A 12,300-nucleotide genomic window follows, 5' to 3' on the forward strand; every position below is an offset into this window, starting at 1 on the left:
ATAATACTAAAAAATATGAAATCAAATAAAATATATATCTTCAGAAAAAAGCCTGCAGATTCTTGACGCTTTTTGAAAATAAGGGTAAAATAATAGAAAATGCCTGAGCTGTCAGTAGTTCTGTCAGCAAAGCGTTCATAGAGCGGAATACTGACCGGAAGAGAATCTGATGGAAAGAGAAAATAGCTGTAAACAAAATCTGTAATAGTTTAAAACAAGAGGGACCCTTTCGGGTCCTTTTTCTGTGCTATAGACCCAGAAAGGGGCCATGATGCCTGTATAACAGGCGCCTGCCGGTTAAGTTTATCCGGGGATGAAAAGGGAAGGAGGAGATATATGGATAAAGAGAATTCCAGGATTGCCGTAATCGGAATTATTATTGAAAACCGGGAAATGGCAGGAAGGGTAAATGAGCTGCTCCATCAATACAGTGAATTTATCATTGGACGAATGGGAATCCCATACGAGAAAAAACAGGTGAATATTATCAGTGTAGTCCTGGATGCCCCGTCAGATGTGATCAGTGCTCTGGCTGGAAAAATGGGAAGACTTCCAGGGGTCAGTTCCAAAGCAATCTATTCCAGAGAGAGCTCTTCAGAGAAGACCAGAGGAAAAGAAAAAGGGACGGAAGGGGACTCACAGGATGGAAAATAAAATCAGTGAAGAGGAATTTCAGGTCTGCTTCCAGGAGCTTTCCAGCGGCAGGCATCTGAACAGGAATCAATGGAGAACTTTGCTGGAAGGCCGAAATAGTGAGCGGGCAGAGCTTTTAGCCCAAAAGGCCTCAGAGCTGCGAGACCGGATTTACGGAAAGAAAATCTTTATCCGGGGTCTCATTGAATTTACGAATTATTGTAAAAATGACTGTTACTACTGTGGAATCCGAAAGAGCAATAAAAATGCGTCCCGTTATCGGCTAACTGAAGATCAGATTCTGAACTGCTGCAGAGCCGGATATGAACTGGGCTTTCGCACCTTTGTCCTTCAGGGCGGAGAAGACCCTTATTTTAATGATGAGAGAATAGTCAGGATAGTAGGAAAAATCCGAAAGGAATTTCCAGACTGTGCTATAACCTTATCTATTGGAGAAAAGGAGAGAGCAAGCTACCAGCTCTTTAAGAAGGCAGGGGCAGACAGATATCTGCTCCGGCATGAGACCGCCAATGAAGCTCATTACAGAAAACTTCATCCAAAAGAACTTTCCCTTGCCCACAGAATTCAGTGCCTGGAAGACCTGAAAAGCCTGGGGTACCAAACTGGAGCAGGGATTATGGTGGGATCTCCGGGACAGACCACAGAAACTCTCATGGATGACCTGGAATTTCTGGAGAAACTCCAGCCGGAAATGGTGGGGATCGGCCCTTTTATTCCTCATCACGATACACCCTTTCGGGAGAAGAAACAGGGAGAACTGGAGCTGACTTTATATCTTTTGAGTCTGGTACGGCTCCTTCTTCCAAATGTGCTCCTGCCGGCTACTACAGCCCTGGGAACCATTGATCCCAGAGGGAGAGAAAGGGGAGTCCTGGCAGGGGCAAATGTAGTAATGCCAAACCTATCCCCGGAAAATGTCAGGGAAAAATACCTGCTGTATGACAACAAGATCCATACAGGGAAGGAAGCGGCAGAATGTCTGGATGCCTTGAGGGCATCTATGGGGGAAATCGGATATGAAGTCGTAGTGGACCGGGGAGATTATATTTCAAAAACAGAGGAGGTATAGGATTATGTATGATCCAAAATCAAAATGTGCAGATGATTTTATTAACCATGAGGAGATTATGGAAACCCTTGTCTATGCAGAGGAAAATAAACATAACAGGGAGCTGATCGACCAGATTCTGGAAAAAGCAAAACTGAGAAAAGGGCTAAGCCACAGAGAAGCAGCGGTGCTTCTGGATTGTGACCTGGAAGATAAAAACCAGGAAATATATGCCCTGGCAGAGCAGATCAAGAAGGATTTCTATGGAAACCGCATCGTGCTTTTTGCTCCTTTATATCTGTCCAATTACTGTGTAAACGGCTGCGTATACTGTCCATATCATGCCAAGAATAAGCATATTCCCAGAAAGAAACTGACCCAGGAGGAAATCCGTCAGGAGGTTATCGCTCTTCAGGATATGGGGCATAAGAGACTGGCGCTGGAAACAGGAGAAGATCCGGTGAACTGTCCTATTGAATATGTGCTGGAGAGCATTAAGACTATCTACAGTATCAAACATAAAAACGGCGCTATCCGCAGGGTAAACGTAAATATTGCCGCTACTACTGTGGAAAACTACAGAAAGCTGAAAGAAGCAGGAATCGGAACTTACATTCTGTTTCAGGAGACCTACCATAAGGAAAGTTATCTGAAACTCCATCCCACAGGACCAAAACATGACTATAATTATCATACAGAGGCTATGGACCGTGCCATGGAAGGCGGAATTGACGATGTGGGCTGCGGTGTTCTCTTTGGTCTTGAAATGTACCGCTATGAGTTTGCCGGCCTGCTGATGCATGCAGAGCATCTGGAGGCGGTATATGGAGTAGGACCCCATACTATCAGCGTGCCCAGAGTCAGAAAAGCAGATGATATTGACCCGGATGCTTTTGACAATGGTATTGACGATGACACTTTTGCGAAAATCGTGGCCTGTATCCGAATTGCAGTGCCTTATACAGGTATGATCATCTCTACCAGAGAGAATCAGAAATGCAGGGAAAGAGTCCTTCATCTGGGAATTTCACAGATTTCCGGCGGTTCCAGGACCAGCGTAGGAGGCTATGCAGAACCAGAGCCAGAGGAAGAATCTTCAGAACAGTTTGAGGTTAGCGACAACCGTACCCTGGATGAAGTGGTGAACTGGCTGATGGGAATGGGATATGTGCCCAGCTTCTGCACAGCCTGCTACCGGGAGGGAAGGACAGGAGACAGGTTCATGTCTCTGTGCAAATCCGGACAGATCCAGAACTGCTGCCTGCCTAACGCCCTTATGACCTTAAAGGAATATCTTATGGATTATGCTTCCCCTGATACAGTAGAAAAAGGCCTGAAACTGATCCAGGAGCAGATAAAAGAAATCCCAAGGGAACGTACCAGAGAGATTGTACAGGAACGGCTTATTGAAATTGAGAAAGGAAACAGAGATTTCCGGTTCTGACACAGACAGGAGGCTTTACATGGGAATGAATCAGACGCCTGCCTCTGAGCGGGTACATATTGGATTTTTTGGGAAGAGAAACGCAGGAAAATCCAGTGTTATGAATAAGGTAACAGGACAGGAGCTGGCAGTAGTATCAGATGTAAAGGGAACGACAACAGACCCGGTTTACAAAGCTATGGAACTGCTTCCCCTGGGACCTGTAGTAATGATGGATACTCCGGGAATCGACGACGAGGGAGAATTAGGCGGTCTTCGGGTAAAGAAAAGTTATCAGGTGTTGAACAAGACAGACGCAGCAGTTCTGGTCATTGATGGAAAGGCTGGTATGAGCGGGGAGGATCAGGCTCTGCTGGAAAGGATCCGCAAGAAAAATATTCCAAGCATCCTGGTACTGAATAAGAGGGACCTGCTTACAGAGGAAGAGGTCTGTCAGACCCTTTCCGGTCTGCCGGAAGGGTACCAGGAGGGAAAAGACTACCTCTGGGTCAGCGCTCAGGAGGGAACGGGCGTCCAGGAATTAAAGGAGCGGCTGGCAGTTCTGGCCAGTACAGAGGAAAACCAGAAGAAAATTGTGGGAGATCTGCTGTCTCCCGGAGATTTTGTGGTGCTGGTAGTGCCCATTGATAAAGCTGCACCAAAAGGAAGGCTGATCCTTCCACAGCAGCAGACTATCCGGGATATTCTGGACGCAGATGCTGTATCTGTGGTCGTAAAAGAAGACCGGTTAAAGGAGACTCTGGAGAGTTTAGGAAAGAAGCCAAGGCTGGTAATCACCGACAGCCAGGTATTTGGAAGAGTTTCCAAAGATACTCCGAAAGAACTCCTTCTGACTTCTTTTTCCATTCTCTTTGCCAGATATAAAGGGAATCTGGAAACTGTAGTAGAAGGGGCAAGGACTCTGGAAAAGCTGAAAGACGGGGATAAGGTGCTGATCAGCGAAGGCTGTACCCATCACCGGCAGTGCGGAGATATCGGTACTGAGAAACTTCCGGCCTGGATAAGAAAATATACGGAAAAAAATCTGGAATTTTCTTTTACATCAGGAACAGAATTTCCCGATGAGCTGGGAGAGTACAGTCTCATTGTCCACTGCGGCGGATGCATGCTCAATGAGCGGGAAATGAAGTACCGGCTGAGCTGTGCAGAGGACCAGGGCGTACCTATGACTAATTATGGGATTATTATCGCCTATATGAATGGGATATTGGAGAGGAGCCTGGAACCTTTCTCATAGAGAAAGGTCCAGGACAGATTCTCTTTCTATCAGATCTACATCCAGGATGATATTTTCGGCAGGAGATTTTGCATCTTCGATTTTTTTCATGAGCATTTGACAGGCAAGCTGGGCTTTCTGACAGATATCCTGTCGGATAGTAGTCAGGGGAGGGATTGCACGGCGGCTCATGGAGTTATCATCAAAACCTATGACGGAAAAATCTTCAGGAATCCGGTATCCCAGACGGTAAGCTGTCCCATAGATTTCAAAGGCGCAGTTATCTGCTGTGGTAAAAATGCCAGTTACGGGATGAGGAGCTTTTTTCAGCATTTTCAGGATATCCTCTATATTCTGACCGGTCAGATTGATAATATGTTCTGACGGAAGCTGGATGCCGGCTTCCCGCAGATAGCTGCAGAATCCCTGGAGCCGGTGCATGATAACGCCGTTTCCAATGGCTTCAGGTCCGATAAAGGCCAGATTTCTGTGGCCTTTAGACAGCAGGTATCTGGCAGCCAGCTCTCCTCCGTGGAAATCATCAATACCGACATTGGTAATCCTTCTTACGGTACTGTAGCTGTCTGTAAAGACCAGAGGGATATGATTATCCTCCTGAATCTGGCGGATATTATCATCGAAAGAACCAATGAATACCGCTCCGGCTACCTTCCAGGATTTTAGGCAATAATTTACCTCAGAATAATCCTTGATATAGTGGAGCATGAGATCATAGCCATTTTTTTGGATTTCTCTGGCCAGCTCTCCAAAGAAGGCGCTGTTGTAAGGGTCTACCAGAGGATTTGGGTCACCATCATAGTCAATGAGCATGGCAGCAATGAGTTTTGAAGAATGTGAAGCCAGGGCTTTGGCAGAGGAATTGGGAATATATCCCATTTCCTCTGCTATTTTTTTTATCTTTTCTGCCGTTTTCTGAGAAATATCTTTTGACTTTCCATTTAAGGCCCGGGACACGGTCATACTGCTGACCCCGGCCTTTTCTGCAATATCTTTTAGTGTTACCATAAATCTTCACTCCGAATACTGTTATCGTTAACGTTATTATAAAGGAAAAAAATTGATTTTGCAAGAAAACTGAAAAAATATTGACAGAAATAAAGGGAGGATATATAATTCAATCAAACGTTAGCGGTAACGGAAAACGGATAAAGAAATTATATTCGGAGGTATGAAATGAAAAAGCTAATTGCACTGTTTCTGGCAGGGGTAATGATCTTTTCCCTTGGGGCCTGTCAGGGAGAAGAGAGCCAGGGGGAAACCCGGCAGGGGACTGTGGATACCCAGGCAGACAAAGGATTGGAGGTTATGGGGGACAATGTAAAATATGACTCCAATCATCTGGTCAATGACGGTGAGCCCATATCTATTGACTGGTGGGTTTGGGCTTCAGAGGACATGTTCCGGGGGATTGCGGATATGTATGAAGAAATCCATCCAAATGTTACTATTAACATTATCAACAATCCATGGGACGGATTCTTCACAAAGCTGCCTCTTTCTCTTCAAAAGGGAGAGGAAGGCCCCACTTTATTTAATGTACATAACAGCTACGAGAACCTGATTCTCAACTATATGGCGCCTTTTGATATTGATACAGAAGAGCTGATCGCGGATTATCCTTCTGCGGCTTCCCATGTAAAAGACGGCAATATCTATTACGCGGATTACGGACTCTCTACCGGAATGGTGTACTACAACAAGGAAATCTGGGAAGAAGAGGGGCTAACAGAGGAGGATATTCCCACTACCTGGGATGAATTTATAGAGGTGGCCCAGAAACTCACTAAGTTTGATGAAAATGGAAAAATGATCCGGGCCGGATTTAACTATAATCAATATTTTAACGCGATTGCTTTAGGGCTGAATTACCAGTTTGGAGCAAACCTTTTCAGCGCAGATGGCACAGAAGCGCAGGTAGACGGCGACGGTATGAAAGAAGCAGTGACTCTGCTTATTGACCTGTATGAAAAATATCATGTGGGAGATAAGGACTTTGGCACCAACTGTGAACAGAGCTTCTATCAGGGACAGAGCGCTATGACTTTTGTATGGGGCCACTTTGTAAATAACCTTAAGATTAATTATCCGGATCTGGAATACGGAAACTTTGAAATCCCTATACCTTCTGAAGATACGCCTTATGCTTATTACCGTTATAACGGTGAGGCTACGCCGGCCATCAATAAGAACGCTTCTGAGGAGCAGATGGAAGTGGCTCAGGATTTTATGAGATTCTATTTTGCTAATGATGAGGTTCAGGTAACCATGTGCAGAGAAGGAGGATTGATTCCTGCAAAATCTGCTCTTATGGAGGACCCGGAATTGAAGGATACGCCTATTGTAAAGACCGTAGGTCCTCATATTGACCGATATATATGGCCGGGGGCCATGCCTTCCACACTGGAGACAAATATGAAGATTGCAGGAGAAGATATTCTCTATAACGGAAAAAGTATGGACAAGGCTCTGAAAAACGCCAACGATATCATTAACGTAGACCTGGCCAATGCAGATTTTACAGCCAGTGAGAATCTATACGAATATTACCAAGAATAGGAGGGGGAAGAGATGTTCTGGAAAAGAAGGCCTCTGCAGAGTAAAAGTGAAGTATGGATGAGAAACCTGGTTATGGGATTTCTTATCCTGTATATGACAATATTTTTGGTGATTCCTGTCATCATGGTAGTGGCAGGAAGCTTCCATCAGTGGAATCCGTTGAATCAGACCTATAACTGGCTGGGAGTGGATAACTATATAAGAATGTTTTCCTATCCGACTTTCTGGCAGTCCATGATCAATACCGTAGTGTTCTGCGTAGTCGTTGTTTTTTTCCGTGTGGTTCTGGGACTGGCTATTGCCTATGCTCTGAATTCTAAGATGACAAAGCATAAAACCTTTTTCCGGACGGTGTTTTATATGCCTACAGTAACCCCTCTGGTAGCTGTGGCATATGTGTGGATGATCATGTACAACCCTCAGTTTGGACTGATTGACAAAATCTTTGGGCTGGATATAAACTGGTTATATGACAGTAAGTTTGCCCTGCCTTCTCTGATGATCATGACCATCTGGAAGGATTTCGGATATGCGGTCATCCTGTTCTTGTCAGGACTGCTGTCTCTGCCGGCGGACTGCTACGAATCAGCCAGTATTGACGGCGCCAATGCATGGCAGACTTTCCGCTATATTACCCTGCCTCTGCTAAAACCTACCATGCTTTTCGTAGTGGTAACTTCTATCATTTCCTACCTTCAGGCATATGTTCCTGTACTGGTTATGACAAAGGGCGGACCTGGAACCTCTACCTATTTAAGTTCTTACCTGGTATATGACCAGGCCTTTAAACAGTATAATTTCGGATATGCTTCTGCAATATCCCTGTTTATTTTGGTACTGACGGCAATATTTACTGCGATCTCTTTTAAGGTCACAGGTGAGAAGAATTAGGAGGGGCCGGATATGAAACATAAAGTATTAAAAACCATATTATTTATCGTGCTTTGCCTGGCAGGCGTAGTCACAGTGCTTCCTTTTATCTGGATGGTATTTTCATCCTTTAAGACCAACGGCGAGATTGAAGCCCTGGACCAGACCATCCTTCCCAAGGAGCCTAGTTTTGATAACTATTTGAATCTTCAGGAGAACTTTAATTTCCTGGGATACTTTACTAACAGTATTATGATTGCAGTAATCGTTACAGTACTTGTAGTATATACAAGCTGCATCTGTGGTTATGTCCTTGGAAAATACCAGTTTAAAGGGAAAAACCTAATTTTCGGGTTTGTGATGATGACGATGATGATTCCCTGGTCTGTAACCATTATCCCCAGATACACCATGTTTATGAAAGCAGGACTTCAGGATTCTTATCTGTCCCTGATCCTGCCGGTAATGGTCAGCGGTTTCGGCATCTTTATGATGAAGCAAAACATGGAAACGATTCCTGATGAGCTTATCGAAGCAGCCAGGATGGATGGATCCAACGAGTTTCAGACTTTCCATAAATTGATTCTGCCCTTGTGTAAGAATGGAATTTCGGCTATTGCCATTTTCCAGTTCTTGTGGGTATGGGAAGATTACCTGTGGCCCTACCTGATGATTGACAGTGAAAACAAACAGCTTCTGGCAGTGGGGCTGACATTGTTTAACGGAAGATATTCCACAGATTACGGCGGATTGTTTGCAGCTACGACTATCTCAATCCTTCCGGTCATCATTGTTTATGTAATCTTCCAGAAACGCTTTGTGGCAGGTGTGGCTTCAGGAGCTGTAAAGGGCTGACATATATGAATGAAAACAGGAGGAGAAACAATGAATAAAAACTGGAAAATCCAGACAAATCCAAAAGCAGACCCGGAGAACATCCTTCAGGGAGAAAAATACAGGATTACTATGCTTACAGAAGGCCTTGTCAGGCTGGAATACAGTGAAGAGGGTATTTTTGAGGACCGGGCTACCCAGAGCGTGTGGAACCGGGATTTCCCTAAAGTAGACTTTACTTATAAAGAGACAGAAGAGCAGCTGGAAATCTTTACTTCTATGCTTCATCTGATCTATGACAAAAAGAAATTTTCGCCCAATGGTTTATCTATCCAGGCTGTGGGAAATTTCAGCGCCTATGGAAGTATCTGGCATTATGGACAGGACTTTCAGGACCTGAAGGGGACAGCCAGAACACTGGACGAGGCAGACGGAGAAATCCCTCTGGAAAGAGGGATTATCGGAAAAAATGGATTTTCCCTGCTGGATGACAGTAAGTCTCTCCTTCTTCGCGAGGATGGCTGGATAGAACCAAGGAGCCATCAGGAAGAGGATCTTTATTTCTGGGGCTATGGACATGAATATAAAAGGGCTCTGAAAGATTTCTATTATCTCTGCGGAAAAAGCCCTATGATTCCCAGATATGCCATGGGAAACTGGTGGAGCAGGTATTATAAATATACAGAGGAATCCTATAAAGAATTGATGAACCGATTTGAAAAGGAGAAAATTCCTTTTTCTGTGGCGGTTATTGATATGGACTGGCATCTGGTAGACATTGATCCAAAGTACGGAAGCGGGTGGACAGGATACACCTGGAATAGAGATCTGTTTCCAGACCCGGAGGAGTTCCTTCAGTGGCTCCATAACCGGAATATGAGAGTGACATTAAATGTCCACCCCGCAGACGGTGTTCGGGCTCACGAAGAGCAGTACAGGGCAGTGGCAGAAGAAATGGGAGTAGATTGGGAAAAAGAGCAGCCCATAAACTTTGACCCGGCAGATCCCAATTTCCTGGAAGCATGCTTTAAACATATTTTCCACCCTATGGAAAAACAAGGTGTGGATTTCTGGTGGCTTGACTGGCAGTCCGGAGGCCTCAGCAAGGTAGAAGGACTGGACCCTCTTTGGGTGCTGAACCATTACCATTATCTGGACAGTGGGCGAGAGGGAAAACGCCCTATGACTTTTTCCAGATACGCAGGACCGGGAAGCCACCGCTATCCCATAGGATTTTCCGGAGATACCATTGTGACCTGGGCATCTCTTGCTTTCCAGCCTTACTTTACAGCTACAGCCTCCAATATTGGATACGGCATGTGGAGCCATGACATCGGCGGCCATATGATGGGAATCAAAAATGATGAGATGGCAGGACGGTGGCTCCAGTTCGGAGTATTCTCTCCTGTTATGCGTCTTCACTCCAGCAACAGTGAGTTTAATGCCAAGGAACCCTGGAGATACCGGAAGGACATTGCAGATATGATGAAAGGTTTCCTGCAGCTGAGACACCGGATGGTACCTTATCTTTACACTATGAACTACCGGGCTTATGAGGAAGGTCTTCCTCTGGTTCTTCCTATGTACTACGACTATCCGGAAGAATGGGAAGCCTATGAAGTGCCGAATCAGTATTTCTTCGGAAACCAGCTTCTGTGTGCGCCTATTACAGCGCCTCAGATTGACCGCCTGAACGTAGGAAAAGTAAGGGCCTGGCTGCCCAAGGGAACCTGGTACGATGTGTTTACCGGAATGAAATACCGGGGTGGAAGAATGATGAACATGTATCGGGGACTGTCTTCCTTCCCTGTGCTGGCAAAAGCAGGGGCTATTATTCCTATGACAGAAGAGGTGGACAGTATCCAGAAAAATCCGGAAAAAATGTGTCTTCATGTTTATCCCGGCGCAGACGGAAGTTTTGTACTCTATGAAGACGACAGCGAAACAGAAGATTACAAAAAAGGGAAATTTGTAAAGACTCCTATGACTTTTTCCTGGGACAGCAGAGAGAATGCAGCAGAGCTGATAATCGAAAGCCCTCAGGGCAGCCAGGAGCTTCTGCCTCAGAAGAGAAACTGGAAGGTAATCTTCCATGAGGTAGTGCCCTGCCAGACAGAAGCAGCAGCAGAGCTTTCCAGAGAAAGCTTCCCGGAAACAACAGTAAGGATTTTGGCAGCAGGAGAAAGGAGACTGGGAGAAATCGCTTACGACAGAGAAAAAGCCAGTCTGAGCTGTGACCTGGGAGAATTAGATTCTGCACAGGAAATCCGGATTCTTCTGAGAAATATTAAAGAAAAAGAAAATGATATAGCGGCTTACGCCTTTGATTTCCTGAACCAAGCAGAGATTGAATTCGTCCTGAAGGACGTAATCTATCAGATGGTAAGAGATGCAGAAGATAAAACCATACTTTTATCCCAGCTTCAGGCCATGGAACTGGATTCAGAGCTGCTTGGGGTGCTGACAGAGATTATAACAGCGTAGAAAAAAATATAAAAAGAGAACAGGGGGCTGTCGCATTAGTCATATGTCAGGAATATTTATACATTTTATGCGAATTTGTCGAGCATAGCTTTGAGACTATAGGCTCAAAGCGGCACAGACTGAGCAATAAAATGTATAAATATTCTCGATTTTGATTAATGCGACAGCTCCCTGTCTGCAAAAAGGGCAGAATTTTTTGTTTTTACTGCAGTGCAGTCTGTTTTACCCGATTCAGGGCCTTAGATACTGCAGGGATGGAAATGATGATCACAGTTATAATTCCTTCTGCAACTAAATAGCTGTAGTTGTAGACAATAGGATATACACTGGTAAGCGCCTTTGGAAAATTGTCTGGCATGTAGTCCATCCAGTAGAGATAACCGCCCAGGGCGTGGAAAGCGCCTCTGGCGATGACGGCAGCTATGTAGCCTTTCAATAGACCATGTTTACTCTTTGCAAAGAATCCTGCTACGCCAAGAGCGGCAAAGGCCAGGATATAGTCGCAGCATACCTGAAACAAAGAAAGTACATAGGGTTCCTGGATAAACTGCAGGATACCGTAGGCCAGTCCTACCAGAATACCAGTCTTTGGACCATACCAGTTTGCTATAAGAACAATGAAAAGCATACTGCATAAAGTCACGCTTCCGCCCCAGGGCATATTGAACAGCTTCAGATAAGAGGTAATAAAAGCCAGCGCCATGGCCATGGCACAGAAAACAAGCTGTCTGGTTCCCATCTTTTTCTTCTCTGAAATCCTGCCTGCAAAGACAAGGGCTGCCACGAAAAGAAGAATCCCTGCGGCAATGCAGAGTACATATCCGGCGGTAGTCAGTCCTCCTTCTGCATTAACAAGAAATTGAAACATAAAAAATCCCTCCTGTTTCCAAGACTGAAAACAAAAGGGCTGTAGTAAAATAACGCATCCCTACGTTGGCATTATCCAAATCAGGTTATGGGTCGAAGCTTACAACTTCCTCTCAGCCTGTAACACAAGCTCCCCTTGTTATCAATCTTATGTAGTTTAACCGGACTTTATATTATACATATCAGGGAAAAATGTCAAGAGGGGAAATCGGACCGGAAAGGTCTTAAAAACAGACGGTCCGCTCTGCGAACCGCCTATTATTCATGACAGCAGACAGTTTATAGGTTGTGCTGCCTATTGTTTGA

Annotated in this window: 10 protein-coding genes and 1 riboswitch; of the genes, 8 read left to right on the top strand and 2 right to left on the bottom strand. The window is 44.9% G+C overall.

The window, feature by feature from the left end; all coding sequences use genetic code 11:
* The first annotated feature begins 336 nt into the window (after window positions 1-336).
* The 4 genes from B5G00_RS12580 to hydF are packed head-to-tail and all read left to right on the top strand — an operon-like array spanning window position 337 to window position 4,383.
* Window positions 337-654, top strand: a complete 318-nt coding sequence (locus tag B5G00_RS12580; protein ID WP_087273261.1) for a TM1266 family iron-only hydrogenase system putative regulator — start codon at window positions 337-339, stop codon at window positions 652-654.
* Window positions 644-1,723, top strand: a complete 1,080-nt coding sequence (gene hydE, locus B5G00_RS12585) for a [FeFe] hydrogenase H-cluster radical SAM maturase HydE (protein WP_087273263.1) — start codon at window positions 644-646, stop codon at window positions 1,721-1,723. Before B5G00_RS12580 ends, hydE begins: the two co-directional genes overlap by 11 nt.
* Before the next feature lie 4 nt (window positions 1,724-1,727).
* Window positions 1,728-3,146 (top strand): [FeFe] hydrogenase H-cluster radical SAM maturase HydG, encoded by a 1,419-nt coding sequence (gene hydG / locus B5G00_RS12590; protein WP_087273265.1) that lies wholly within the window; start codon window positions 1,728-1,730, stop codon window positions 3,144-3,146.
* A gap of 19 nt (window positions 3,147-3,165) precedes the next feature.
* The gene (hydF, locus tag B5G00_RS12595) at window positions 3,166-4,383 is read left to right on the top strand and encodes a [FeFe] hydrogenase H-cluster maturation GTPase HydF (RefSeq protein WP_087273267.1); all 1,218 of its coding nucleotides are present in this window, start codon (window positions 3,166-3,168) and stop codon (window positions 4,381-4,383) included.
* Here hydF and B5G00_RS12600 read toward each other — a convergent pair.
* Window positions 4,378-5,388 carry a LacI family DNA-binding transcriptional regulator gene (locus B5G00_RS12600; RefSeq protein ID WP_087273269.1) on the bottom strand — a complete coding sequence of 337 codons (1,011 nt, stop codon included), beginning with the start codon at window positions 5,386-5,388 and terminating at the stop codon, window positions 4,378-4,380. The two genes, hydF and B5G00_RS12600, sit on opposite strands and share 6 nt — an antisense overlap.
* 168 nt (window positions 5,389-5,556) lie before the next feature.
* Between B5G00_RS12600 and B5G00_RS12605 the strand changes: the two genes are divergently transcribed.
* The 4 genes from B5G00_RS12605 to B5G00_RS12620 are packed head-to-tail and all read left to right on the top strand — an operon-like array spanning window position 5,557 to window position 11,127.
* Window positions 5,557-6,939, top strand: a complete 1,383-nt coding sequence (locus tag B5G00_RS12605; protein ID WP_087273271.1) for an extracellular solute-binding protein — start codon at window positions 5,557-5,559, stop codon at window positions 6,937-6,939.
* Between the two features lie 12 nt (window positions 6,940-6,951).
* Window positions 6,952-7,830: a carbohydrate ABC transporter permease gene (locus B5G00_RS12610; protein WP_087273273.1), complete on the top strand. Its 879-nt coding sequence runs from the start codon at window positions 6,952-6,954 to the stop codon at window positions 7,828-7,830.
* 12 nt (window positions 7,831-7,842) lie between these two features.
* Window positions 7,843-8,664, top strand: a complete 822-nt coding sequence (locus B5G00_RS12615) for a carbohydrate ABC transporter permease (RefSeq protein ID WP_087273275.1) — start codon at window positions 7,843-7,845, stop codon at window positions 8,662-8,664.
* Window positions 8,665-8,694: 30 nt separating this feature from the next.
* Entirely contained in the window at window positions 8,695-11,127 is a 2,433-nt protein-coding gene (locus tag B5G00_RS12620) for a glycoside hydrolase family 31 protein (protein ID WP_087273277.1), read from the top strand.
* A gap of 202 nt (window positions 11,128-11,329) precedes the next feature.
* Here the strand turns inward: B5G00_RS12620 and B5G00_RS12625 are convergent, their stop codons facing one another.
* Window positions 11,330-11,995, bottom strand: a complete 666-nt coding sequence (locus B5G00_RS12625) for an energy-coupled thiamine transporter ThiT (RefSeq protein ID WP_087273279.1) — start codon at window positions 11,993-11,995, stop codon at window positions 11,330-11,332.
* A gap of 40 nt (window positions 11,996-12,035) precedes the next feature.
* Window positions 12,036-12,141, bottom strand: a riboswitch (TPP riboswitch).
* Window positions 12,142-12,300 lie beyond the last annotated feature (159 nt).

Source organism: Blautia sp. An46 (assembly GCF_002161645.1).
In the GTDB taxonomy this organism is placed as follows: domain Bacteria; phylum Bacillota; class Clostridia; order Lachnospirales; family Lachnospiraceae; genus Blautia; species Blautia ornithocaccae.

What these genes read in the sequence shown, in the direction of transcription:
- hydF (WP_087273267.1), top strand. Translation starts at nt 3,166, where the DNA reads ATGGGAATGAATCAGACGCCTGCCTCTGAGCGGGTACATATTGGATTT.
- B5G00_RS12580 (WP_087273261.1), top strand. Translation starts at nt 337, where the DNA reads ATGGATAAAGAGAATTCCAGGATTGCCGTAATCGGAATTATTATTGAA.
- B5G00_RS12625 (WP_087273279.1), bottom strand. Translation starts at nt 11,995, where the DNA reads ATGTTTCAATTTCTTGTTAATGCAGAAGGAGGACTGACTACCGCCGGA.
- B5G00_RS12610 (WP_087273273.1), top strand. Translation starts at nt 6,952, where the DNA reads ATGTTCTGGAAAAGAAGGCCTCTGCAGAGTAAAAGTGAAGTATGGATG.
- B5G00_RS12620 (WP_087273277.1), top strand. Translation starts at nt 8,695, where the DNA reads ATGAATAAAAACTGGAAAATCCAGACAAATCCAAAAGCAGACCCGGAG.
- hydG (WP_087273265.1), top strand. Translation starts at nt 1,728, where the DNA reads ATGTATGATCCAAAATCAAAATGTGCAGATGATTTTATTAACCATGAG.
- hydE (WP_087273263.1), top strand. Translation starts at nt 644, where the DNA reads ATGGAAAATAAAATCAGTGAAGAGGAATTTCAGGTCTGCTTCCAGGAG.
- B5G00_RS12615 (WP_087273275.1), top strand. Translation starts at nt 7,843, where the DNA reads ATGAAACATAAAGTATTAAAAACCATATTATTTATCGTGCTTTGCCTG.
- B5G00_RS12605 (WP_087273271.1), top strand. Translation starts at nt 5,557, where the DNA reads ATGAAAAAGCTAATTGCACTGTTTCTGGCAGGGGTAATGATCTTTTCC.
- B5G00_RS12600 (WP_087273269.1), bottom strand. Translation starts at nt 5,388, where the DNA reads ATGGTAACACTAAAAGATATTGCAGAAAAGGCCGGGGTCAGCAGTATG.